Below are 23,704 nucleotides of genomic sequence, written 5' to 3'. Positions count from 1 at the left end.
ACTTATTTGTTGTCGTCGCCCATGACAAAATCATGCGCAGGTCCGGGCATTTCACCTCTGCCATCTTTATCGGGACGCTGCATGTTCTTGCCGGAGAACTGCGGACGCAGTTTCGATTCATCTACACCCAACTTCTTGGCGACATCTCTCCAGGTGTTGTTGATTTTTTTCATATCCAGCACAGCCTGTACGTCTTTCTTGCTGAGTTTTGCCAGTTTAGCAGCCATGCCCACGTCATGCGGTCTGTAACCTGCCTTCAACAGGGACAGAGCCTTTTCCTTGGTGATATCGCCGCGTTTAGCCATGCGTTCAGCCGACAGGATATCCATCTGATTCTTAACCTGGTCAGCAGTAATGCCGAGTTCTTTGCCAACGTCCTTCCAATGCTTGCTATCGGTCTTCATCGCCAGCACGTCCTTGAAGGATTTACCGCTGATTTTGGCGAGCATTGCAGCCTGACCTACGTCGTGGAAATTGCGTTTGGCATCGAGTGCAGCCTTGACTTCAGCCTCATTGACACCAAAGGTGTCATGAATGCGCTTGGCCACATCGGCACTGTTCATATTCATCATCGGCGGCTGCCCGTCCTGCGGCCCGCGCAGTTTATGCTGGGCCACTTTACCCTGTTGGTTGGTTCCCTGGTCAGCAGCTGCCTGCGCCTGGCCTAAAAAGCCAAAGCCAGTACCGGCCAAAATTGCTCCTGCTACCATACCAGCTAAAATTTTCTTTTTCATAATTTATCCCTCCATGCATAAATGACCATATCCAACTCTATGGCTATAATATACCCCCTTATTCTTATATTCGCTTTAAGCAGCTATTAAATTTACATAAATTTTTACTGAAAATAAGTTGAAAATAGTATAACCATAAATTTTTATTATTTTATTTCTACAGACAGCAGGATTTTCCTCCTAAGTTGTAGAATTATGTTTATCATGGATTTATGGAAAGAGGTGTATATTCGATGACAGAACAGGAAATCGAGAAACTCGTTCAGGATAAACTTAACGAGGCTTATCAGTCCGAAGAACATCCGAAGAAGTTCTTCATTACTGAAAATGGTCGTGGTGTCTGCGATGGCGGTGACTTGTACAACGCTCTCCTCGGTGACATGATGCGTGTTACCCAGAAGGCTTTGACGGCTATCCTGAAAGAGACCTTAAAGAAATAATTACACCAAAATCCCCCAGCCTGTACCGGCCGGGGGATTTTTTTTTGCTAAAAAAGCGCATAGAAAAAGTCCGTCCCGCAGGACGGACTGTAATGGCGATAATAAAATTAACGCTTGGAGAACTGGGAAGCCTTACGAGCTTTCTTGAGGCCGTATTTACGACGCTCTTTCTCACGCGGGTCACGCGTAACGAAACCAGCTTTTTTCAGAGCCGGACGGAGCTCAGCATCCATTTCCATGAGTGCACGGGTGATACCGTGACGAATTGCGCCTGCCTGACCAGATACGCCGCCACCAGCTACGTTAGCGATAACGTCATACTTGTCAACAGTTTCCGTAAGGTTCAGAGGCTGACGAACGATGAGTTCGAGAGTCTTGAGACCAAAATATTCTTCCATGGTACGACCGTTGATCGTAACCTTGCCTTCGCCTGGAACCAGACGAACACGGGCAACGGAAGACTTTCTGCGGCCAGTGCCGTAATAGCTTACTTGTGCCATTTATATGTTCCTCCTCCAGATTAGCGAATGTTCAGCTCGAGCTTTTCCGGCTTCTGAGCTGCATGCGGATGTTCGCTGCCAGCGTAAACGCTGAGCTTGCGGTACATCTTAGCACCGAGACGGTTATGCGGCAGCATGCCTTTTACAGCGTGCTCAATAACGCGTTCCGGGAACTTTTCGAGCATCAGGCCAGCGGACGTGAACGTCGTGCCACCCTGGTAACCGGAATGACGGAAGTAAGTCTTATCCGTAAGTTTCTTACCCGTAAATTTAACCTTCTCTGCATTGATGACGATGACATAATCACCCGTATCTACGTGCGGAGTAAAGGTCGGTTTATTTTTACCGCGAAGAACTTTAGCAACTTCAGCTGCGAGACGGCCGACAGTCTGCCCTTCAGCGTCTACAACATACCATTTACGCTCAACGTTGGATGCGTTTGCCATAAACGTTGTCTTCATGCGATTTCCCCCCTAATAAGTTCAAATAATTTAATCGGTATATGACATTCTCACGACTGGCTTCCGGGGCTAATGGATGCCATGTCCGTAACATCACATAAAAACATTCTACGCAAAAACGAACTGCAAGTCAAGAACTTTTTTAGATTTTTTTAGCAGCCCTTAAAATAATTTATCGTCCGGGCCAGGCCTTCGGCCAAATCCATTTGCGGCTGCCAGTTCAAGTTCTGTACAGCGGCCTCGTTGCAGAGCATGGAACGGTTGATATCCCCTTCGCGCGGAGCAGCGAACTGCGGCTCTACAGCCTTGCCGACAGCTTTGGCCATGAGGTCGATAAGCTCGAGCAGGCTCGTTTCCGTCTGATTGCTCAGATTGTAAACGGTATTGGCTTTATCCGTGGTCATGGCACCAATGATACCGGCTGCAATATCCCCGGCATAAATAAAGTCACGCGTCTGCTTGCCATCACCAAATACCGTAATGCCCTGGTCCTTGGCAATGCGTTTGGCAAAGATGCTGATAACACCACCCTCGCCGGTGTCTCCCTGCCGTTCACCATAGACATTGGCAAAACGCAGGGCAACATAATCAAGCCCATACAGGTCATGATAGAGCTTTAAGTACTTTTCCGCTACAACCTTGGTCAGACCATAGAAGGACATGGGGGCCAGCGTTTCTTCCTCGCGAATAGGCAGCTTGTCCTCAGTTACATCACCGTAGGACGCCGCCGTGGAGGCAAAGATAATCCGCTGTACACCGCTATGACGGGCCGCCTCCAAAATATTTACCGTGCCCATGACATTTTCTGACGCGTCAAATTCCGGGTCTTTGATGGACACATCAACCATCGTCTGGGCTGCCAGATGTACGATAATGTCAAACTTTGCCTGCTCAATCTTTTCCCGGGCTGCCTTGTCACGGATATCCATTTCCCAGCAGGTGCAGGTATCCTTGCCCTGGGGCAGGTGCTGCCAGGTACCCGTGCTCACGTTGTCGAGCACCGTAACTTCATGCTGGGCGTCCAAAAGCTGACGTACCAAATGCGAACCGATAAAACCTGCGCCGCCTGTTACTAATACTTTCATTATATTATCCCCCTCTGTACTGAGTTGCCTAAATGAGCCGTACTGTTTAATAATTCCACAGTCGCATTGGCTCCTTCATCATATCGCACGATATTGACCGCTGTATTAAACTGCCTTATGCTCCACAAATACTGCAGCGGCATGTGCAGCGCCGCGGTCAGCATGGTACGCAGCACAGCACCATGGGCCACCACCACGATGGTCTGGCCGTCATGCTTTTTTACCAGCTCCTGCAATTTGTCCGTGGCCCGTTTCTGCACTGCCGGGAAAGTCTCACCACCGGGAATTTCCAAAATATCCGGGTGCTGAAAAAAATTAGTCATGCCCTCTTCCCACTCAGCCACAATCTGCTGATAGGTCAGGCCCTCCCATTTGCCGAAACTCACTTCCCGAAAGGCCGGTTCTGCCTGCACTGACAGGCCAAATTTCTGCGCTATCGTTTCTGCTGTGTCCATGGCACGCTGTAAATCACTGGCATATACCGCGTCTACAGTATCCACAGGGAAATCTGCCGCCAGCTGCTCAGCCTGCCTGCGGCCTTCTGCCGTAAGCTGCACATCTGACTGCCCCTGATAGCGCCCCGTCACATTCCATTCCGTCTGTCCATGACGAATAAAAATAACCTTTGTCAAACTACTGCCTCCAATGCTTTGAGCATTTGTTCATTCTCGGCCCGGCTGCGCACCGCCACGCGGATATACTGCCGTCCTGCCAGCCCTGTATAATTGGCACAGTCACGCACCAAAACACCCTGCTGCCGCATGTTGGCGGCCAGCTCGCTGCTGGTAAGGCCGGTATGTTCTACATTCACCATGATGAAATTCACGCTGGGGAAGAGCGGCTTAAGGCCCTTGATGGCCAGCAGCTGCTCATACAGCCAGTCCTTTTCCGTCGTTACAAATGCCCGGCTCCTTTTATGATACTCCTTTAAGCCCAAAGCCGCAACACCTGCCACCTGTGCCAGACTGTTGACATTCCAGACGTCCTTAGCCTGTTCCAGCCGCTCAATAAGCGCCGCATGACCACTGGCAAAGCCCAGCCGCAGCCCCGGCATAGCGTAAAACTTCGTCAAAGAGCGGACTACAAACAGGTGCTTATACTGACAAGTCAAATCCCTGACACTATACATATTGTCAGCAGGCAGAAAATCCAAAAATGACTCGTCAACTACCGTCCATATCTGCCGGCTTTCCGTAAACGCCAAAAATCTTGCCAGCTGTTCTCTTTTTAGCAGCTGGCCGGTGGGATTGTTGGGATTGCCCAGAAAAATGCAGTCCACTGCGCCGAGTTCCTGCTCAAGCCGGGCAAAGTCCACCGCAAAGTCAGCTTCTGCCGGCAAAGGCGAAAACAAAATTTCTGCGCCGACGGCCTCTGCTGCCCGTTGGTAATCACTGAACGACGGCACCGGCAGCCCTACTTTCTGTGGCCGGATAACCTGCAGGAATAAGTAAAAGAGCTCCGCCGCGCCGTTGCCCAAAATAAGCTGTTCACAAGCGATACCATAATGTTCACCAATTGCCTGCTTTACCTGCCGTGCCTCCGGGTCCGGATAATGAACAATCCCGGCAATATTTTGGGCAATGGCCGCACTTACCTCAGGGGCCAGCCCCAGGGGATTTATATTAGCGGAAAAATCAAGCCACGTCCCCCCATGCGGAGCCTTACGATATATATTGCCGCCATGCTCAAATTTTTCCATTGTCCTGTCCTCGTTTCTGCCTGTAGGCGGCACACTGACTGACAAAAGCTACCGCCGCCTGCGGACAGCCGGCAAAATGCAAATGCAGATAACTGCCCAGCACATTTTTAAACCGTCTGCCGGCCGGATACTTTGTATTATTGCGGAGTTTTCTAAAGATAAAAGCGGCCGTCTCTTCTGCCGGCGCCTGTTCCTGGGAAAAATGGAACTCATGCCCCCGTATCTTTTCGCCTTGGCGTCCAAGCACGGAATCTGCCGTCAGTTCAGCCTCCACATAACCAACCATTTGCAGCTTGGCAGTCATTTCCGTCCGCCCGGGCAAAGCGCCGACCATAGCATGGCTGCTGCCCGCAAAATCCTGCAAACTTTCCTTCATATACATATAGCCGCCGCACTCTGCCAATATCGGCATACCGTCCTGTGCCAGGGCGTAAAGAGCCTGCCGCATGGCGGTGTTGGCCGCCAGCTGCGCGGCAAACATTTCGGGAAAGCCCCCACCAATCAGCAGTCCGTCCACCGGCGGCACCTCATGGTCATGCAGCGGACTGAAGGTGACGATTTCTGCCCCCAGCCGTTCCAGAACCTTTAGACTGGCCGGATAATAAAAAGAAAACGCCTCGTCCTTGGCCACGCCAATCCGGCAATTATACTGCCCTGCCGTAAGCGGCAGGGTATCTGCCTGTGGCAAGGGGGCAGCACTTCTGGCCAGTGCAATTATTTTATCAAGGTCTGCACTTTTAGCCACGACTTCGCCCATGTGTGCAACAACGGCCCTTTCCTGATTTTCCTCCACCGGCACCAGTCCCAAATGACGCTCGGGCATGCTAAGACCATCGTCGCGGTGCAAAGCCCCGTAGACAGGCATATTTATTTTCGCCATAGCCTCGCGTACCATGGCCTCATGTGTATCCGAGCCCAGACGATTGATAATAACCCCGGCCAGATTCACGTCCTTATCATACTCACGAAAGCCTAAGGCAATAGCGGCCGCTGACGCCCCCATAGACTTGGCGTCTATAACCAGCAGCACCGGGGCTTTAAGGATTTTGGCAATCTCCGCCGTAGAGCTGATTCCCTGACGGCCGCCATCATAAAGCCCCATCACGCCCTCAATAATCGCAATATCTGCCCCTGCCGCCTCTGTGGCCAGAATTTCCGGCAGAATCTCCGGTGCGGTCAGCCAGCTGTCCAGATTGTGGGCCGGCCGGCCGCTGGCCAAAGCATGATAACCGGGGTCAATATAGTCCGGGCCAGCCTTAAAGGACTGCACCTGCAGGCCCTGCTGCCGCAAGGCCGCCAGCAAGCCTGTAACAATCGTCGTTTTCCCGGCACCTGATTGCGTGGCCGCCACTACTATCCTTGGTATATTTTTCATGCGCGTCTAACCTCCACTCCGCCGGGCCGTAACTGCACGATTCCCCGAAAACTAACCGCCAGCTGCCGGGCAATGTCCTCCGCCTGCCGGGAGATTTCTTCCTGCCCGGCCTGCGCCGGCCACCACAGGCCAATTACCGTACCGCTATGCGCCACATTTACGCCGAGAGCCCCGGCGGCTTTGCCGAGCTGCCACAACGCGGTCAATTCCTGCTTATACAGATTATCCTGATTTAAGAAAGCACTTTGCGTAGCCGCACGCGCCAACGCCGCCCCGTCCTGCGCGGTCATCGCCTCACGAAACACAGCCAGCATGGCAGCCATAGCCTGACTGTCAATTTTTGACTTGTCAACAATGACCTGCGCGTGCAGCTCACAGGTATTGACTGTTCCGCCCAGGTCAAAAACAGCCGCCTGCATGGCAGGTACCTGCCTATACCCTGCCAGCACCTGCCCGGTTATATGATTCATCAGCACAATCCCCGGGCAGAACACGCCATCAGTTGGTTCGATGGCCGTGGCAATGTCCATGATAAACTGCTCCGTCCAGGGCTGCCCTAAAATCTCCATGACCGCCACAACCACCGCGGCAATGTCCGCACTCGAAGAGGCCATGCCCTTGCCACGGGGCAGTTCTGAAGTCAGCCTGATACCATAAGGAAAATCTGTTTTTCCCAGGCGCGACAAAGTCAACGACAAGGCCAGCAGGGATTTTTCCCCCAAGCCATACCGGCCGGAAAAATCGCTGCTGACCTCCACCGTCGTATATTTATTTATCGGGCAGGTGCCCAAAAAGGGACTTCCCTCTGACCAGCCCTGCACCAGTTCCCCACAGGAACCAGGTACACGCACCACAATTTTCATTTATAGACTCCAGAGTTACGCACAAATTTTAACGTTTGTAGATATGATACCATAATTGACCGTCAAAATCCATGCTCCCCCGGGGCGCAAATGTCAGCCAAGGTGCTGCTCCTTGCCCCACTGACTGATTTTTTCATACAGCGGTACAGCTACGCCATACTCGTGCCCCAGGCTGACCACTCTGTCCACCAGCCCGGCAAACTCCGACTGCCTGCCCTTCTGAATATCGCGCTGCATGGACATGGTAGAACCAGCCTTTAGTGCGTCCATGATTTTTAAGCCGACCTCTGTCAGGTCCTGTTTAAAGGTAACCCCCATGGCACCGCCCAAGGATTCCACCTCTTTTATCAGGCCGCTAAACAAATCCCTGGCCTCCCCGGGCTGCTGAAACTTTTCACTGGTAACCGCCAAATAAGCGCCGGCAGCGGCGGCTGGGGAAACAAAGGCAAATTTTTGCAGAGCGTCACGAATTATATTATCACTAAAATGCCCCTTGATATCTGCCTCATTGAGCACCTTCTCCAGCTTTTGAGCTGTTTCCAACAGCTTTTGCTCCTGCTGGGGACGATAGCCGTATATCACGCGGAGCATCTTATCCGACTGATAGATTACTCCCGGCTCTTTGATTTCACTCATAACGTAAATGCAGCCGTCAAGGCAGGTAAGTTCTGGCAGCTGCGCCTGCATAACGCCGCCCGTCCCAAAGACATTCAGCACCGGCACTATAAGCGTTTGCGGCGTCATTTTCGCCTTGGCAAAGGCGATAGCATCTTCAATATTGTAATACTTCACGCAGACAAATAACACATCAGGCACATCATCGTAATTTTCCGCCGTGCAGGCTTTAATCCCGGCTACCTGCACTGTGCCGCGGTGATTGGTCTGCAGCGTCAGCCCCTGCGCCTGAATCGCCGCCAAATGCGCCCCACGCGCCACAATGGTCACATCATTACCGGCCATAGCCAGATAAGCCGCCAGCGTCCCGCCAGTGCCCCCGGCACCAAAGATACAAAATTTCATATCGCTGCCTCCTTGAATGATTTATATCAATTTATATATTATATTCACCTTCTTTTATACTTTTCCTGCGTTGCTTGTGTCTTCAACATATAAATATCTTTGATATGTCTGACATCATCCTTTAAATTCTACATCCTCGCCTCGCAGTACAAAGTATCCTCCTGCCCAACAGTCACCGTCACAGAGTATACCTTCACACCCTCAACATAGAGAGTCATTATCCCCATGTGGTGCTCTTCCTTCGCAACTAATTTGTCAACGGACACCAAATACTCCTCCAAAGCAGATTCATTCTCCTCCATGCCATCGGCGGCAAAATAGTAAGTCATATTGGTTGTTCCTTCCAACGCCCAAAGTTCTGATACATAACTGCGACCATCGGAGAAAAAATTTTCCCTAACACGAATGTTTTTTACTGATTCTTCGTGGAGCATAGATTCTTTAAGAATAAGTTGCTCTGCCATAATATTTCTCTCTTCCACACATTACTTACCTTTCCGCAATAAATACCCACGCACATCGAACTCTTGAAATTCATGAGTAAGTGACATATAAAGGGGGTGACGTGGATTGCCATACTTGGTTAATTTGCCGTAGCTATACCATTTGACGTTTTCGCCAAGGACATCATAAATATTAGCCAACGCACCGTACAGAAATCTCTTGCCGGTCATATCTATCATGTTTCCCCATGCGCACCATACAGCGTGTACCTGAAAATATCTCATCACGGCCTCAAACACTCTCGGGTTATTTTCGCTCCATACATCGTTTTCTTCCATCTCTTCTGGATTAGTAGCCCTCTGCGGATGAAGATTCATCATAATCCAACCGTCAAATCCCTTATTCTTTGCAATCCTGCGTACATTCTTAATGGTGGGATCATCTTCTCCGGGTTTTGCCGTGCTGGGGTTTACGCCCAATACGAGAATATTCCGTTCTCCTGGCCACCCAAGCACATACCGTTCCTTATCGTTGCCCAAATAAACCCAACCAGCAGGAATCCCCTCACGGTCGTGTTGATAGTCACTTATTTCATGTAGAACATCTTTATCAATCTTCATAGGCTCAAACATCGTATCTTCTTCCTCCAATAAATCCCTTATCGTCATATAAGCATCATCAGGGCTCCAAGTCAAATAATCCATGTGTCCCGTACGCATTTTATACGCATCTATCACCTCGGCATGAGCAAAGACACAAGCGCCCATTTCGCAATAGTTCCACTCCCATTCGCCTAGTTTAGCGTTTTGTTCATCGTTCTCATTATACTTTTTGAATGCAGGGAATACTCGGCAGATTTTTTCCACCTGCTTGTTATCGCCAAAAATATCATAACGGTAAATTTTGCCGTTACGATGATACAGTTCGCAGTAGTTGGTATAGGCATCGTAAGCGCACATGAAACAAAATCTGACGCCGGAGATGAATTTTTGGGTTAAGTCTTTGGGTAAAATATTGATTTTATCCGGCATGGGCAGATACCTTTTTTGCCGGTCAGCCATATCTCCACCCCTCGCCAAAATCGATCGAGCCATATCGCGGCTCAGATAAATCTTTTTGTCATAGTTGATGTCAATGCCTGACTCTGCGTCAGTTGCCTTGGCAATGAAGGAGAGCAAATCGTAAATTTTCACCTCCGTAGTATAAACAGCACTTTCGTCCTCCTCATCCAGTCCCATGAAAAATTCCCTGTCTGAAGTATAGGCCTCGATGCTTATTTCGCCGTCATAATCGCCCTTGGCGGCACATTCGTCAAATATGCGTACTTCGCTTGGCGGAAGAAGGAAATAACCGTTGTCTTTCATACGCATATAAATCGCATTAAGCACCGCTGTTTCATTTTCCGGGGAACTATCCCGATGATAGCGAAGAAGAGCGGATTCGATGATTGGTTCGCCTTGTACTGCCTTTCCTCTCGCACGGTCAAAACGTATTATGACATCTTTCATTTTATTCGGTATGCGTTTTAAGCACTCTTCTTCCAGCATCGGAGTAAGCCCGTAATACGCCTCGGCAATACTTCCGGCTATGCAAGCGATGGTATCTGTATCGCCACCAATGGACACAGCGTTTCGCACAGCATCTTCAAAATCTGTACTTTCCAAGAAAGCAATAATGGCCTCTGGCACCGAGCCTTGACAAGTCACATCCATGTGGTAAGCAGGACGAATTTCCTTCAAGGTGCGGGCAAGGTTATAGCCAAACTCGTCCTCGATGTACTTTTTGATAGTCGCTTTGGATTCGCCCGTCCGTGCAAGATAGATAGCACTTGCCACCGATTCTGCTCCCTTGATGCCCTCGGCGTGATTGTGTGTAACCTCCGCAGTCCACCTGGCAATATCTCTCGTGCGCTCTATAGAGTCGTAAAGCCATCCCACAGAAGATACTCGCATGGCCGAGCCGTTGCCGAAACTGCCGTAGGGTTTAGGTTCTTTTTCCTTGAGCCATTCACGGAATCTTCCGCCATATCCTGCTTTAGGATATTTCTCGCCCCAGTGCTGCATAGAGGAAACCACTGCAGCGCAAATTTTGTCCTCCATAGCGTCTTTTCCTGCATAGAGCAAGGCATCTGCCACAGCAATCGTCATCACCGTATCATCAGTGAACCGATTTTTTGCAACGAACAAGGGAAACTCCTTTATTTTCGCCCCCCTGTCAAATTCGTAAGGCGAGCCGATAATGTCACCTAAAATCGCTCCGTACATGATTTTCGCTCCCTTCCAAATCATTCGGCGTATTTCTTCGCCATATCTAAAACAGCCGCCTTAACGGCCTCACGCAAACTTTGCGGTGCCTTGATTTCAATATGCTCACCGTATTGTAGCGCCCAATATTTCATAGCTCGCTCATTACACTTGAGCGTCACAAGCATTTTGTTGTCAGTTTCTTCTTTAATCCGAAAATCCCTGCCGAACCAATCAATAAGTTCATCCATCAAATCCGTGTCGGCGATAAATTTCACCGTCACGCTGTCCCCACTATACATATAAATATGCTCCGCCATGTGTTTGGGAAGACTCCACCCCCGGGGAAATTCCCGAACACCTTTTTTAGGCTTAACTGGCTCAGACAAAATTTTAATGGAGGTGATACGGTCAATACGGTAATGGGACAAGTCATCGTATTTGTCACAATTGCCGATAAGATAATAGCGCCCGTTGTTAGCTACCAATTGGTAAGGATTAACGATATACAGTTCGTCCCTCCTTGGGTGTAGTTTGAAGTCTGTGCCGTAGCGGTTGTAAATGAAACTGACCTTCTTCTTTTCTTCAATGGCATCATTCAAAGCATCTAATACTAGCATGACCTGTTTGTTATCCGAGTGAAATAGTTCCGGCAAATTGCAAACGTGAGCGACTTTAGCGTGAAAGTAACGGTTACCAAAGCCTTTAAGTTTCTTTATGAGTCGTTTAGCTTGCTCTCCCGACAAAGTTTTGGAGAATAGGACGCTATCAATAAGCATCCGAAGTTCCGCATCATCAAATTCTCGCTCTGCCAGATAGCAGCCCCGCTCAGTGGCTATTTCGTAACCCATGTCCTTGAGGGAGCGGATATTGTTGCGAATAGAACGTCTGTCGCACTCTGTGCCATAGTTTAGCTTAAGCAGGTCGATGATTTCCTGTTGAGTCAGCCTGTGATCGGCATCGGTGTAATTTTTCAGAATCTCCAATATTAACATGTTAAGCATCTTTTTGTTATCCCCGGCGTACACTTCCATTTACACCCCTCACTTGTTTTTGCTAAGCCTTTCCCTATCTTTGATTTCATTATAGCATGAGCAGTGGGTAAAAAATTTCCCATCAGTATAATTCGACAAAAACCGCACACAGCCTGCTGCCGTGTGCGGTTTCAAATTATCAGCATTTTATGAAGTCCCCGTCCGCGAACATTTGCCATTGTTCATCGGCTGGGACTTGATTGTTTAATATACGTTCTACATTCAGGCGGTCGCTGGTTTCGTAGAAATTTACAGCGTCTTTTTCGGACAGGCCGCCCTGTATTTTGCGCTGAATAAGGCGGTCTTTTAGGAGTTCCGGTGCCACTTTTATACTGAGTGTGTAATCAGCCAGTTCATGCAAGTCATGCCACTGCGGTTCATTGAGCAGCAGCCAGTTGCCCTCCACCAGCAAAATATTTCTGTTTACTACAAGCGCGTCAGGAATCGGATTGTGCAGTTTGCGGTCATAAACAGGCCAGAGGGATTTTCCCTGCTTGGCCTCTTTTATCTTTGCCCTTAAACCTGTCACATCAAAAGTTTCCGGCGCGCCTTTAATTGACCTGAGCGTTATGGTTTTCCCGTCACGCTCTATCGTATGTGACTCCAGATATGCATTGGGATAATGAAAACCGTCCATACCCAAAGCCTGCACTGCCTGCGTACCTGCCTGCTCATGTGACAGCTGTTCCAGAAACTGCAGCAATGTTGATTTGCCCGTGGCCGGCGGTGCGGCCAGGAATGCCATTATCCGGCGCTGTTCACGTTGCTGTATATCCGTCAATTTTTGCAGCAAAGGTATAAACAGCGAGTTTACCGTATCCTCGTTGTATTTTACACGCTGTGGCAGGCCGTTGATGACCATATCGTAAAACTGCCAATTTTTATTACTCACATCCAGCACCTCCATGACATGAGTCTGTTATTTCCACAATATATGCAGGCCGCCCGGTATCCAGGACGTCACCCAGAACACCAGCAGTACCACCGTTTCCGTCAGCGTTTCAATGGCGCCGTAAGTGTCACCGGTCAAGCCGCCCAGTTGACTTGTCAGCCAGCGGCCCACGAGCCAGGCAAAGCAAAGCCCCACCACCAAAGCGGCGACAGCTGCCTGCCCCCAGGGAACCACAAAGGCCAGTGTCACAGCTATTGCCAGCAGCAGGGTTTTCTTATCGGCCATATCGGCAAATATTTTGCCCATGCCTTCCTTACGCGCGTAGGGAAAGCAGGCAATGGCCATGACCATGGCCATGCGGCCGATAATGGGCATAACAAAGAGCGCCGTCATAATCAGCATGAGCTTGACATCACGGAGCGCCGTCCAGTTGATGAGCAGCAGACAGGCCAAAGCGATTACGCCAAAGGAGCCCACGCGGCTGTCCTTCATGATTTCCAGCACACGCTCCCGGTCCCGGCCGGAAAAGACACCGTCCACAGTATCCATAAAACCGTCGAGCATCAGCCCGCCAGTCAGCATTACCGGCAGGATTATCAGCAAGGTAGTCACCAGATTGGCCCAGCCGAATACGGCAATCAGCCCCCAGGCTGCCAGCATATATATAGTCCCCAGAATAACCCCGACCAACGGGAAAAACTTTGTACTGCGGCCAAAATCCTCAGCCGTCAAATCCTGTTGCGTACAGATATGAATCCGCGTTAAAAACTGCAGGGCGGTAATAAATGATTTCATTTCATTCCATTTCCTTCCCTTATCACAAGCCAAACATGGCGTAGCAGACAATGATAAACATAACCGTGGCCGTATACATCAGCCGGATTGAACCCATGATATGCTTAATGCTCAAAACCTCTAACGGCTCCCCCATATAGGCGCGAAAATGCGGCTGCCCAAAGTAGGAGTTATAACCTCCCAGGCGAATATGCAACGCTCCGGCCACCGTGGCCTCAGCATAGCCACCGTTAGGACTCGGATGTTTCTTCGCATCGCGTAGCATCATGCGGTAAGCAAATTTATAATCATAGCCCAGTATCCACGCCGCAAAGATAAAGAGTACGGCTGTGATACGGGCCGGAATATAGTTCAGCACATCATCAAGCCGCGCCGCCGCCCGGCCAAAGTAAAGGTATTTATCGTTTTTGTAACCAAGCATGGAATCCATGGTATTGGCTGCCCGATAGGCCATCGCCAGCGGTACGCCGCCCAGTACGAAAAAGAACAGGGGCGCAATAATGCCATCGACGGTATTTTCGGCAATGGTTTCCACCGTGGCCCGGGCTATTTCCGGTTCGTCAAGTTTATCCGTATCCCGGCCGACAATCCAGCCCACCTTGCGCCGGGCCTCGCTCATGTCCCCGGCCAGCAGCAGGCCGTAAAGTTCCTTGCCGGCCTTAGCCAGGCTCTTAGGTGAGATAGCAAAGGACAGCATAACTGCGCCCACGGCAACGGAGCCCCAGCTCCAGGGAATCCTGTAGGACAAGAGCATTATGCCGTCTGCTATGGCATAGGTCAGCCACAGTACCAATAGCACCAGCACCGCGCCCCAGGCAAATTTCCGGCTGTCCGTATCCGTCGGGTGATAAAACAGGCGCTCCAGCAGGGAAATCAGGTTTCCCATCAGCACCACGGGGTGCCACTTGCTCTTGGGGTCCCCGATAATGCAGTCCACTAAAAAAGCCAGTATTCCTGTCAGCATGAAGTTTCCCCCATAATCTGTGCCAGCTTTTCCATATCGAGACTGGCCCGTACCACACTGGCCAGACGATTATACGCCCGTTCCTTTTCCTGCCGCACACTGCGCTGGACAGGCAAATCAGCCAGTCCCTTACGGCTGCGCAGGGCATTTAATACCTGACGGCGGAACGTGTCATGGTCAAAGATACCATGAATATAGGTACCCGTCACTTGTCCCTGACCGTCAAGCTGACATGTCAAACCTTCGGGAATCGCCACCGCCTGATTTGACCTGTCAGTCAGCTTAAAGGGGTGCGTCATTTCCCCCGTAAACTGCGTTTCCCCGGTATGGATTTCGTACCCGTACAAGCCTTCGGCTGTTATCTGCCGACCCAGGAAAGCAAAATTACCACATTCAGCCTGTACCTGACTTGTCAATTTTTCCGCCGCAAAGGTCGTGGCCATGGGCAGATAGCCCAGACCAGTCACTTCATCGTTGGCCGATTCCGTATGCAAAGGGTCAGCAATTTTCTGTCCCAGCATCTGATAGCCGCCGCAAATTCCCCATAACGGCGTGCCCTTAGCCACCTGTTCGCGAATAGCATCTTCCAGGCCACACTCACGCAAATGCAGCAAGTCCTCGGTCGTATTCTTCGAGCCGGGCAGGATAATCATATCGGGATTGCCTAAATCTTCCACCTTGCGCACGTAGTACAACGACACATCAGGCTCCGCCGCCAGGCTGTCAAAATCCGTGAAGTTGGAAATCTTCGGCGTCTGCAGAACGGCGATATGCAAATCCGCCTGCGCCTGCTCTGCCGCGTCATTATCCTTATCATCAAGGGACACGGAATCCTCATCATCAATGCCCATATTTTCAATATGAGGCACAATGCCGAGCACCGGCTTGCCGGTCTTTTCTTCCAAAAAGTCTACAGCCGGCGTAAGCAGCGTCACATCACCGCGGAACTTATTGATGATAAGCCCCTTGACCAGAGCGCGCTCGTCCTCGTCTAAAAGTTCTAATGTGCCCACCAGTGACGCCAAAGCTCCGCCCCGATCGATATCGGCAATTAAGAGCACCGGCGCATTTAAATGTTTGGCCACACGCATATTGACAATATCATTGGCTTTGAGATTGACCTCTGCCGGACTGCCTGCGCCTTCAATAACCAGCGTGTCAAAATCTTTCTGCAGGCGGGCCAGAGCCTCTGTCACCGCTCCAAAGGCTTTTAACGAATAGCCCTTGTGATATTCCCTAGCACTCATATTGCCCACAGCCTTGCCGTTTATCACGACCTGCGAGCAGGAATTGCCCGTCGGCTTTAAGAGCACCGGATTCATATCCACCATGGGTTCCAGGCCGGCGGCCTCCGCCTGCGCGACCTGCGCCCGGCCCATTTCCCGGCCGTCTTTGGTCACGTAGGAATTAAGCGCCATATTCTGCGCCTTAAAGGGCACGACCTTGCGCCCTTCCTGATGAAAAATCCGACATAACGCCGTTGTGATGATGCTTTTGCCCACATGGGAACTCGTGCCCATCAGCATAATGGAATTTGCCATTTAGTATCCGTCCTTTTCCTGTGCCGCATAGAGTTTTTTGATATTTACGGGAATCCCGGCCATAACGGCGTACACATCATCAGCCGCAGCGGCCAGGCGCTGATTGCTCAGGCCGCTGGCGTCACGATACAGCCGGGACAGTTTATTTTCCGGCACTATGCCAGCCCCGACTTCATTGGTAACAAAAATCGTTGTCGTGCCCTGCGCAGCGGCTGCCTGCGCCGCTTTCACCAATGCGCCTATCTGCTCCTCCACAATCTGATAGGCCCGTTCATCGGTCAGTTCATCATAGAGGATTCTGCACAGGTGATTGCTCAAATACAGCGTAATGCAGTCAAACAGCAATACCTTGTGTTCTTTGGCCGCCTCGGCAATAATCTTGTCGGCCTCAAAGGGTGCCTCCCAGGTCTGCCAGGCTGACGGCCGCCGTTCCCGATGCAGTTTTACCCGATAGCGCATCTCCTCATCGTAAATCTGCGCCGTGGCAATATAGCCGACAGAGCAGCCCATATCCGCCGCCAATTTTTCGGCAAAACTGGACTTCCCCGAACGAGCACCGCCGGTCACTAAGATTATCTTTCCTGCCATGACCGTTAGCCCCTGTCGTTGTTGATAAGATACATCAGCGCATTAACCGCGGCCGCAGCAATGGGGCTGCCGCCCTTGGTACCAGTCACCGTGATAAAGGGCACCGTATTTTGCTTAGCCAGTTCCTCTTTGGAATCAGCCGCGCCCACAAAGCCGACAGGAATCCCGACAATGCAGGCCGGCCGCAGATTTTCTTCCTCCACCTGCCGCAGCACTTCAAAGAGCGCCGTCGGGGCGTTGCCGATGGCAATGATAGCGCCGTTCATCTGTGCACCAAATTTGCGTATAGCAGACATAGAACGAGTAATCCCCTGCTCTTTGGCCGTTTTAGCCACTTCCTCATCGGCAATCAGACAATGCACCTGTCCGCCAAAGGAGGCCAGCTTGCGCTTGTTGATTCCCGTGCGGACCATTTCCACATCGGTGTAAATGTCACAGCCACTTTCTAAAGCGTCCATAGCTTTTTCGATAGCGTCAGGTGACATTTTAATGATGGGCGCATACTCCACATCACCAGCGGCATGTATAAGACGGGAATACACCTTCACCTGCTCGGGACTAAGATTAAGACCGGCCAGATGGGGGGCAATTATTTCCATACTGCGATTTTCTATTTCCATGGGCTGCTTGATAAAGTCCATAATCAATCACCTCATTTTCATAATCATACATATTATATATTATCATATTTATCCTGCCTACGCACCCTGCAGAGAAAACTTCACAGCACAGGACAGCACACCGCAAGGCGATGGCCTGAACTTACAGTCCGTGGTATGCTGATGATTGGTTACTGGCAGGCATTCTACTGCCGTGCAGACAAGTCTGCGCGGCAGTTTTTTGGCCAAAAAAATAATCCCTGCTAATTGCAGAGATTATTTATCGTTGACTGATTGCACAAAAGCCAGTATTTCATCGTAATTATGGCCAAGGCAGGGATAATCAAGCTGCGGACGGTCAATCAGCACAATGGGCAGTCCTAACTCCTTGGCCGCAGCCAGTTTTGTATCTGTGCCGCCGATAGTACCGCTGTTTTTCGTGATGATAACCTGCGCGCCGTATTTACAAAAGAGTTCCTTGTTTAAATCCTTGGAAAACGGCCCCTGCAAGGCTACAATATGTCCGGCATCAAGGCCGAGCTGTTCGCAGGCTGCAATTACGTCAGCCGTGGGCAGCACTCTGGCCGTCAGTTCTGCCGTCTGTAAGTACGGACTGTGCACGAATTTATCCAGATTGCGGCTGCCCGTGGTGAGAAAAATATTTTTCCCCAGCGCCGCTGCGGCTTTAGCCGCCTCCTCGTAGCTGTGCACCACGGTAATCTTAGCGTAGTCCAGCTTGGTCAGGTCACGCTCATAACGGATATACGGCACAGACAGTTTCTGACAGGCAGCGATGGCATTAGCGCTGACATTGGCCGCATAGGGATGACTGGCATCTACCAGCATATTTATAGCATGCTCCTGCATATATGCCTGTAGTTCCTGCTGGTCCAAAGGCCGGTCATTTATCAGGCATTTTTGCCCGCAGGCATGCGCCAGGAGTTCACCGCCATAACGGCTGACCACCGACGCCGCCACGTCATATCCTTTTTCAAGCAGGATTTTGACAAGTTCCCGGCCGTCCTGTGTGCCGGCCACGACGAAAATCATAAGCCCGGCTCCTTATTGCCGTAACCACGCGGGGTAATCATATAACCATCTTTCACATACGTCATGGAGTTGCCGATGATGACGAGCGAGAACATATTGATTTCCTGCTTGGTGAAATCCGCCAGTGTGGAAATAATTTTGCCCTCACCGTCACGGCTGGCTGCTGTCACAATACCGACAGGCGTTTCAGCCTTGCGGTATTTGAGCATGATTTTCCGCACCTGCTCAATATTCTCCACCCGTTTTTTGCTTTTCGGGTTATAAAGTGCCGTTACAAAATCCCCCTGGGCTGCCATCTCAATGCGTTTTTCGATGGTTTCCCACGGTGTCAGCAGGTCTGACAGGCTGATGACGGCAAAGTCATGCATTAAGGGTGCTCCGAGTACCGAGGCCGCCGCATTGACTGCTGACACACCGGCAATTACACCGCCAAATGCGGGGCGTTTCTCCGCTGGCAGCTGCAGTACGAGCTCCAGCACCAGTCCGGCCATACCGTAAACGCCGGCATCACCACTCGACACTACTACGGTATCACGTCCCTCAGCGGCCTCACTAACCGCCATGCGGCAGCGGTCAATTTCCTGCATCATGGCCGTGCCAATAACTTTGCGCTCGCCTAACAGCGGCTCAATCAGCTTGATATAGGTATTATACCCGGCAATCACCGCCGCCTCTTCAATGGCCTGCCGTGCTCTGGGTGTCATATCCAAAAGGTTCCCCGGGCCAATGCCCACTACGGTTATTTTTCCCATAATAACGCCACCGTTACCCTTTCAAAACTCGTTTTGCGCAGGGCCAGCTTGCCGCCCCGTTCGCCGGCCTCACAGTAAGCTGCCGCCTCGCAGACATTACCGATACCGATACGATTTAAAACAAACTCCGATTCTTCCAGATGATGCTTGGCAATCATCTGCGCCATAATATCGTTATCGAAGAACTTAACCGGCCGTACCAGGCTATCACCGGCGTAAAGTATTCCGGCCTCATGACGTTTCACCATCGTACTGGCCAGCACATCTATGAATGACCGGTCAAGGCCTATCATTTTGCAGGCCTCGTCCAAAGCCATCATGACCATAGCGGCCGGCGTCCCCTTGCGGCAGCCGACACCGGCAATCAGACGGCGCGGCGTCATGCACAGAATATTGGCTGGCAGGTCTGCCAGGTTCGGCAGCCGCGCTTCCGTTGTGACCACGATTTCCAGCTGTTCCTTTTTATCCTGTTCAATTTCAAACAGCTGCCCCGGTGCACATAAATCAACAAACTGACCGTATTTTTCGAGCCGCTGCTGGTAAAAACTGCTATGCGGCAGCGTGCGGTCAATGCGCCAGTGAACAATGCGTTCCTCCAGCAGGCCGGCATTGATAGTTTTAATGCGTACTTTCGGCCACGGACGCAGTCCCAGACGTTCGGAAATAACATCCGGCGCCAGTTTTTCATTTACATCAGTTGCCGTGGTAATTACAGGATTAGCGCCCAAAGCCCGGCACAAGGTGCGTGTCAGCTCATTAGCGCCCCCCACATGACCGGACAAGAGGCTGATACCATGCCTGCCCTGCTCATCAAAGACGACCACCGCTGGGTCCGTGAGCTTATTTTCCAAAAACGGCGCAATCGTCCGTACCACAATTCCCGTAGCCATGACAAAGATAAGACCGTCATAGACATAAAAAGTTTCTTTTACCGCGTCTTCCAATTTGTCAAAGGTATTGACGTGCAATATCTTTTTAGCCGCCTCACCGGGTACTACTTTGTTGTTAATATATACATCAATCGGCTCGTCCAGACACTCACGTAGCGTCTGCGCCATCTGTAAGCCCTTTCTCGTTACAGCCAAGCACGCTAATCTCATTCTTTCACAGCCTTTCGGAACATATGGGAAAATTCAGGTGCATAAAGCCTGGATAACTCATAATCCGCACCAAGACAATGACTGACGACTATCATGGCTGTACGGTCTATATCCTTGTCTGCTATATCACTGACAATGGTTGCCAGCGTCCCCCGGACAATTTTTTCATCCGGCCATGAGGCCCGCTGTACGATGGCAATCGGTGTTTCGGCCGGATAGCCGCCGGCCATCAATTCCGCCACTACCTTATCCAGCATTGCTATGGACAGATAAATACACATCGTAGACTGATGCTGGGCCAGACTGCGCAGTTTTTCCGCCTCCGGCACCGGCGTCCGCCCTTCATTACGCGTGATAATAACCGTCTGCGAAATTCCCGGCAGGGTATACTCCTGTTTCAGAGCTGCCGCCGTGGCAAAACAGGAACTAACGCCCGGCGTAATGTCATACTCAATGCCCTTCTTATTAAAAGCGTCCATCTGTTCCTGTATAGCACCATAAACAGAGGGGTCGCCTGTGTGCAGGCGCACTGTCATTTTGCCCTCTTTTTCCGCCTGGACAATCACTTCTACCACATCATCAAGTGTCATCGAGGCCGAATTATGAATCTGTGCATCCTCGCGGCAGATAGATAGTAGTGCCGGATTCACCAATGAGCCCGCGTAAATAACCACATCTGCCTCTTTTAAGTATTTCGCGCCCTTAACCGTAATTAAATCCGGGTCCCCCGGGCCTGCGCCCACAATATGTACCATAATTCCTCACCCTCACTTTTTCCAGCAGGTCACTATATAAATAGGATTGTTAGCCTTGGCCATATCGTAGGTCCCTACCTGCTGCAACCTTGTAACCTGTACCTGAATAGCCTCGTATATATACTCGTCAGAATGACTGCGCATATAGTCAATACACTGCATCAGTGTCTGAATCGTAATACAGTTAAATACGATACGTCCTTCCGGTTTTAGTTTCGGCGTAATCGTATCCATAATTTCCACCAGTTTGCTGCCAGTACCACCAATCAGCACGGCGTCTGCAGCCGGCAGCTTTGCCAGTCCCTCTGGCGCCTCTGCCTGTATAGCTTTAAGATTGGTCACACCAAAATTAGCCGCATTGGCCCGAATGAGATTTATCCCTGCCGGGGTACGTTCAATAGCGTAAACTTCCCCCTGAGGAGCTAATCTGGCCGCCTCTACTGACAGTGAACCTGTACCGGCGCCAATATCGTAAACAACAGCATCGGGCTTGATACGTGCTTTTACCAGACTGAGAATACGAATCTCCTGTTTCGTCATGGGTACGTCCTGCCGGATGAATTCCTCATCCGCAATTCCCAAAAATTCCACAGTCTTCCCCCCTATCTTAGTTCCCCATAATAAGATGCATAACCAGCCAAACGGCCACAGCTACGCCCACCAGAACCAGCACCACGGGCAGCGCCACAAAGAGCAGAAAGCCCAACACGGCAATTACGCCGACAGCAACGAGAGCGCGGTTGAGCCAGTTGCCCTGACCAAAGAGCAAATCGCGCCAGCCCAGGCGTCTTACGGTAAACACCCGGCCATAATTATTATAGCCATAACGTTGTTCCTGCCGTCCCCGTTCCTCGGCACCGGAACCTTCTTCTATAGTAGCCCCCGCATAATCATCACGTTCACTACGGGACATAACTCTTACTTTGCCTTCATCCTGTTCCATGCACCTGCACCTCACTTAAAAGAATAAACTCTTTATAAATGCCTCTTCTGTCAAATAACGGGGGTCATAGGGTACACAGCCCAGCTTGCCATGAACCTTTTCCATACAGTCCTTGACACTGGCGCTGTCAATCCCCAGCAGTTCATATATCTCAGAACCGCCTGATATGTCAATCCCGTTAAGCTGGGCAAATTTCAGTAAAATAGCCGTAATCAAAATATCGTCGCCAGTCTTCAGGCCGGCCACCAGCACATAATCCTCGAACAGCTTGACCAATAGCGTTATTTCAAACTTGCTGAACCCCACATGCTTAGCCACACGCCTTAACATATCTTCGTCTTCAGCAAACTCCACGCTTACACTCTCTGGAACCTCAATCGCCGGCGATACCGTACGAATAGGAATCACATTCAGCTGCGCATAGCTGGACATAATCTGCAAAGTGTGACGCACGACACCGGCATTCCGGGCAAAGAAATCCTTTAATTCCGCCTGCGAATTTTGCAGCTTAAAGAGTTCATACTGCCGCAGCACCACATCACGCATACGCGTCTGCAGTCTTTTACTGGCGGTAATTGACGTTATATAATTAAGCAGCATAACCCCATGTGAATGAATATGACCAAACATCACACAGGTACTGTAATTACCCATGGCGAGTTCCGGCACCGGCAGTTCAAAAACCTCGTCAGTGAAGAAATTGCGGCAGGTCAGGAAATCCGCCCCCACATCATCGATGGTAAAGACCGTAAACCGTGACCGCAGCAAATCACGCAGAATATCCTGCTCCGTTGTGCTTAAATTGCTCCGCTCGTATTCATAATAATAGCGCAGAGGCAGGGCGTCAGAGTCAATTAAATGATAATCAAACAGGAAAAAATCCCAAAACCCGAGCCAAAAACTATGCCGCTCCTCTGCATTAAGGCTGCTTTGCCCATCGTACTCCGGCCCGGCATACATCAGAATTGCCCGGTCCATATCCCGCTTGAAGTGGGGCTTTTGATAATAAATGCTTATCTGACGCAGCAAGGAATCCAATAAGTTATTGAGTTTTTGCATGGTGTCATACGACACCTCTTCCATGTGTTCCAAAGAACGATAAAACTCATCACCATCGCGCCTGTCAGGCAGAAAAAAATATCCCCCTTCGTACAGAGCCTCCCTGGCTGCCTCCAGCCCAATCTGAAAATCCTCTGTATGACGGGTACGTATAAGATAAGCATAAAAATCTGTCAGCGTTGACAAAAAATCATTTATATCCTGTTCTGCCAACATAAAATCCGGCCGCACTTCGGCATACCGGTAAAATATCTCCTGATAATCATAAGCTGTCAGCGTGGCGAATGAGTACAATTCAAAATCATTCACTGCTGAAATCATCACAGAAATGATACTCCATATTCTCTTTAAATCTTCATCTTCTGCCCCATGCCAGGCATTGCGCCGCAAATATGCCTCCACGGCATCACGTGGCAGAATCTGCGCTGCGTAGTCATTTTCCTCATAAAAATGTTTAACCAGAGAATATACATTATCCATACAAACGGAACCTCAATAATTATTCATAATTAACAAATTTTATTATAACATACTACTGTACATTGTTCAAAAAATAGTAATAAAAAAGAAAAAAGCACCCCACAGGGTGCTTTCGCTTAACTGGCAACGCCCTATCCTCCCAGTCCGTCTCCAGACAAGTACTTTCGGCGTATGAGTGCTTAACTACTGTGTTCGGTATGGGAACAGGTGGAACCACTCAGCTATCGTCACCAGATATTCTTTTGAATGTTTTGCACATTCAAAACTATACAGAAGAAATTGCGATGT

Annotated in this window: 27 protein-coding genes and 1 rRNA gene; 1 reads left to right on the top strand and 27 read right to left on the bottom strand. The window is 50.3% G+C overall.

The genetic code is table 11. From position 1 onward, the window contains the following. Positions 1 to 2: 2 nt before the first annotated feature. On the bottom strand, positions 3 to 734 hold the full coding sequence (locus DL94_RS13765) for a hypothetical protein (RefSeq protein WP_051586214.1): 732 nt from the start codon (positions 732 to 734) through the stop codon (positions 3 to 5). A 233-nt stretch (positions 735 to 967) separates the two neighbouring features. Between DL94_RS13765 and DL94_RS0100135 the strand changes: the two genes are divergently transcribed. Continuing rightward, positions 968 to 1,174 (top strand): hypothetical protein, encoded by a 207-nt coding sequence (locus DL94_RS0100135; RefSeq protein ID WP_028128390.1) that lies wholly within the window; start codon positions 968 to 970, stop codon positions 1,172 to 1,174. Between the two features lie 107 nt (positions 1,175 to 1,281). On the opposite strand, the gene rpsI is transcribed toward DL94_RS0100135, so the two are convergent. From rpsI to rrf, 26 genes are all read right to left on the bottom strand, one after another. Next, positions 1,282 to 1,674, bottom strand: a complete 393-nt coding sequence (gene rpsI, locus DL94_RS0100130; protein ID WP_026760347.1) for a 30S ribosomal protein S9 — start codon at positions 1,672 to 1,674, stop codon at positions 1,282 to 1,284. Positions 1,675 to 1,694: 20 nt separating this feature from the next. Further along, positions 1,695 to 2,135 (bottom strand): 50S ribosomal protein L13, encoded by a 441-nt coding sequence (gene rplM, locus DL94_RS0100125; protein WP_026760346.1) that lies wholly within the window; start codon positions 2,133 to 2,135, stop codon positions 1,695 to 1,697. Between the two features lie 152 nt (positions 2,136 to 2,287). After that, the gene (locus tag DL94_RS0100120) at positions 2,288 to 3,220 is read right to left on the bottom strand and encodes an NAD-dependent epimerase/dehydratase family protein (protein WP_028128389.1); all 933 of its coding nucleotides are present in this window, start codon (positions 3,218 to 3,220) and stop codon (positions 2,288 to 2,290) included. Next, positions 3,220 to 3,852 carry a histidine phosphatase family protein gene (locus DL94_RS0100115; protein ID WP_028128388.1) on the bottom strand — a complete coding sequence of 211 codons (633 nt, stop codon included), beginning with the start codon at positions 3,850 to 3,852 and terminating at the stop codon, positions 3,220 to 3,222. Before DL94_RS0100115 ends, DL94_RS0100120 begins: the two co-directional genes overlap by 1 nt. After that, positions 3,849 to 4,919: a threonine-phosphate decarboxylase CobD gene (cobD, locus tag DL94_RS0100110; RefSeq protein ID WP_028128387.1), complete on the bottom strand. Its 1,071-nt coding sequence runs from the start codon at positions 4,917 to 4,919 to the stop codon at positions 3,849 to 3,851. The genes DL94_RS0100115 and cobD overlap by 4 nt, the downstream gene beginning before the upstream one ends. Continuing rightward, positions 4,906 to 6,294, bottom strand: a complete 1,389-nt coding sequence (locus tag DL94_RS0100105) for a cobyrinate a,c-diamide synthase (protein ID WP_028128386.1) — start codon at positions 6,292 to 6,294, stop codon at positions 4,906 to 4,908. Before DL94_RS0100105 ends, cobD begins: the two co-directional genes overlap by 14 nt. Then, positions 6,291 to 7,157, bottom strand: coding sequence for a GHMP family kinase ATP-binding protein (locus DL94_RS0100100; RefSeq protein WP_028128385.1), 867 nt, complete (start codon positions 7,155 to 7,157; stop codon positions 6,291 to 6,293). Before DL94_RS0100100 ends, DL94_RS0100105 begins: the two co-directional genes overlap by 4 nt. Before the next feature lie 93 nt (positions 7,158 to 7,250). After that, positions 7,251 to 8,177 (bottom strand): ketopantoate reductase family protein, encoded by a 927-nt coding sequence (locus tag DL94_RS0100095; protein ID WP_028128384.1) that lies wholly within the window; start codon positions 8,175 to 8,177, stop codon positions 7,251 to 7,253. Positions 8,178 to 8,305: 128 nt separating this feature from the next. Next, on the bottom strand, positions 8,306 to 8,641 hold the full coding sequence (locus DL94_RS0100090) for a hypothetical protein (RefSeq protein ID WP_028128383.1): 336 nt from the start codon (positions 8,639 to 8,641) through the stop codon (positions 8,306 to 8,308). A 21-nt stretch (positions 8,642 to 8,662) separates the two neighbouring features. Continuing rightward, on the bottom strand, positions 8,663 to 10,885 hold the full coding sequence (locus DL94_RS13760) for an ADP-ribosylglycohydrolase family protein (RefSeq protein WP_081798736.1): 2,223 nt from the start codon (positions 10,883 to 10,885) through the stop codon (positions 8,663 to 8,665). Positions 10,886 to 10,905: 20 nt separating this feature from the next. Continuing rightward, on the bottom strand, positions 10,906 to 11,898 hold the full coding sequence (locus DL94_RS0100080) for a helix-turn-helix transcriptional regulator (RefSeq protein ID WP_028128382.1): 993 nt from the start codon (positions 11,896 to 11,898) through the stop codon (positions 10,906 to 10,908). Positions 11,899 to 12,037: 139 nt separating this feature from the next. Beyond that, positions 12,038 to 12,790: a nucleoside/nucleotide kinase family protein gene (locus DL94_RS0100075; RefSeq protein ID WP_028128381.1), complete on the bottom strand. Its 753-nt coding sequence runs from the start codon at positions 12,788 to 12,790 to the stop codon at positions 12,038 to 12,040. Positions 12,791 to 12,817: 27 nt separating this feature from the next. Beyond that, complete coding sequence (cobS, locus tag DL94_RS0100070; protein WP_028128380.1) at positions 12,818 to 13,585, bottom strand: adenosylcobinamide-GDP ribazoletransferase; 768 nt, start codon at positions 13,583 to 13,585, stop codon at positions 12,818 to 12,820. A 22-nt stretch (positions 13,586 to 13,607) separates the two neighbouring features. Further along, positions 13,608 to 14,549, bottom strand: a complete 942-nt coding sequence (gene cbiB / locus DL94_RS0100065; RefSeq protein WP_028128379.1) for an adenosylcobinamide-phosphate synthase CbiB — start codon at positions 14,547 to 14,549, stop codon at positions 13,608 to 13,610. Further along, entirely contained in the window at positions 14,543 to 16,090 is a 1,548-nt protein-coding gene (locus DL94_RS0100060) for a cobyric acid synthase (RefSeq protein ID WP_028128378.1), read from the bottom strand. The genes cbiB and DL94_RS0100060 overlap by 7 nt, the downstream gene beginning before the upstream one ends. Then, positions 16,091 to 16,678 carry a bifunctional adenosylcobinamide kinase/adenosylcobinamide-phosphate guanylyltransferase gene (cobU, locus tag DL94_RS0100055; protein ID WP_028128377.1) on the bottom strand — a complete coding sequence of 196 codons (588 nt, stop codon included), beginning with the start codon at positions 16,676 to 16,678 and terminating at the stop codon, positions 16,091 to 16,093. Positions 16,679 to 16,683: 5 nt separating this feature from the next. Continuing rightward, positions 16,684 to 17,319 (bottom strand): precorrin-8X methylmutase, encoded by a 636-nt coding sequence (locus DL94_RS0100050; RefSeq protein WP_028128376.1) that lies wholly within the window; start codon positions 17,317 to 17,319, stop codon positions 16,684 to 16,686. A gap of 57 nt (positions 17,320 to 17,376) precedes the next feature. Continuing rightward, positions 17,377 to 17,526: a hypothetical protein gene (locus tag DL94_RS15925; RefSeq protein WP_156031612.1), complete on the bottom strand. Its 150-nt coding sequence runs from the start codon at positions 17,524 to 17,526 to the stop codon at positions 17,377 to 17,379. 27 nt (positions 17,527 to 17,553) lie between these two features. Continuing rightward, positions 17,554 to 18,327: a precorrin-6A reductase gene (gene cobK / locus DL94_RS0100040; protein ID WP_028128375.1), complete on the bottom strand. Its 774-nt coding sequence runs from the start codon at positions 18,325 to 18,327 to the stop codon at positions 17,554 to 17,556. Continuing rightward, the gene (cobJ, locus tag DL94_RS0100035) at positions 18,324 to 19,079 is read right to left on the bottom strand and encodes a precorrin-3B C(17)-methyltransferase (RefSeq protein ID WP_028128374.1); all 756 of its coding nucleotides are present in this window, start codon (positions 19,077 to 19,079) and stop codon (positions 18,324 to 18,326) included. Before cobJ ends, cobK begins: the two co-directional genes overlap by 4 nt. Next, complete coding sequence (locus DL94_RS0100030) at positions 19,067 to 20,164, bottom strand: cobalt-precorrin 5A hydrolase (RefSeq protein WP_231464411.1); 1,098 nt, start codon at positions 20,162 to 20,164, stop codon at positions 19,067 to 19,069. The genes cobJ and DL94_RS0100030 overlap by 13 nt, the downstream gene beginning before the upstream one ends. Before the next feature lie 11 nt (positions 20,165 to 20,175). Further along, positions 20,176 to 20,934, bottom strand: coding sequence for a precorrin-4 C(11)-methyltransferase (cobM, locus tag DL94_RS0100025; RefSeq protein ID WP_028128372.1), 759 nt, complete (start codon positions 20,932 to 20,934; stop codon positions 20,176 to 20,178). 12 nt (positions 20,935 to 20,946) lie between these two features. Next, complete coding sequence (cbiT, locus tag DL94_RS0100020; RefSeq protein WP_051586249.1) at positions 20,947 to 21,474, bottom strand: precorrin-6Y C5,15-methyltransferase (decarboxylating) subunit CbiT; 528 nt, start codon at positions 21,472 to 21,474, stop codon at positions 20,947 to 20,949. A 67-nt stretch (positions 21,475 to 21,541) separates the two neighbouring features. After that, positions 21,542 to 21,877 carry a hypothetical protein gene (locus DL94_RS0100015; protein ID WP_028128370.1) on the bottom strand — a complete coding sequence of 112 codons (336 nt, stop codon included), beginning with the start codon at positions 21,875 to 21,877 and terminating at the stop codon, positions 21,542 to 21,544. A 15-nt stretch (positions 21,878 to 21,892) separates the two neighbouring features. Next, positions 21,893 to 23,416: a hypothetical protein gene (locus DL94_RS0100010; protein WP_028128369.1), complete on the bottom strand. Its 1,524-nt coding sequence runs from the start codon at positions 23,414 to 23,416 to the stop codon at positions 21,893 to 21,895. A gap of 118 nt (positions 23,417 to 23,534) precedes the next feature. Then, positions 23,535 to 23,651: ribosomal RNA gene (gene rrf / locus DL94_RS0100005) — 5S ribosomal RNA — on the bottom strand. Between the last annotated feature and the right edge of the window lie 53 nt (positions 23,652 to 23,704).

The organism is Selenomonas sp. AE3005, from assembly GCF_000686945.1.
Lineage (GTDB): Bacteria > Bacillota > Negativicutes > Selenomonadales > Selenomonadaceae > Selenomonas_A.
The sequence above is the reverse complement of the archived record's forward strand: the minus strand, read 5'-3'. Positions and strand labels throughout refer to the sequence as shown.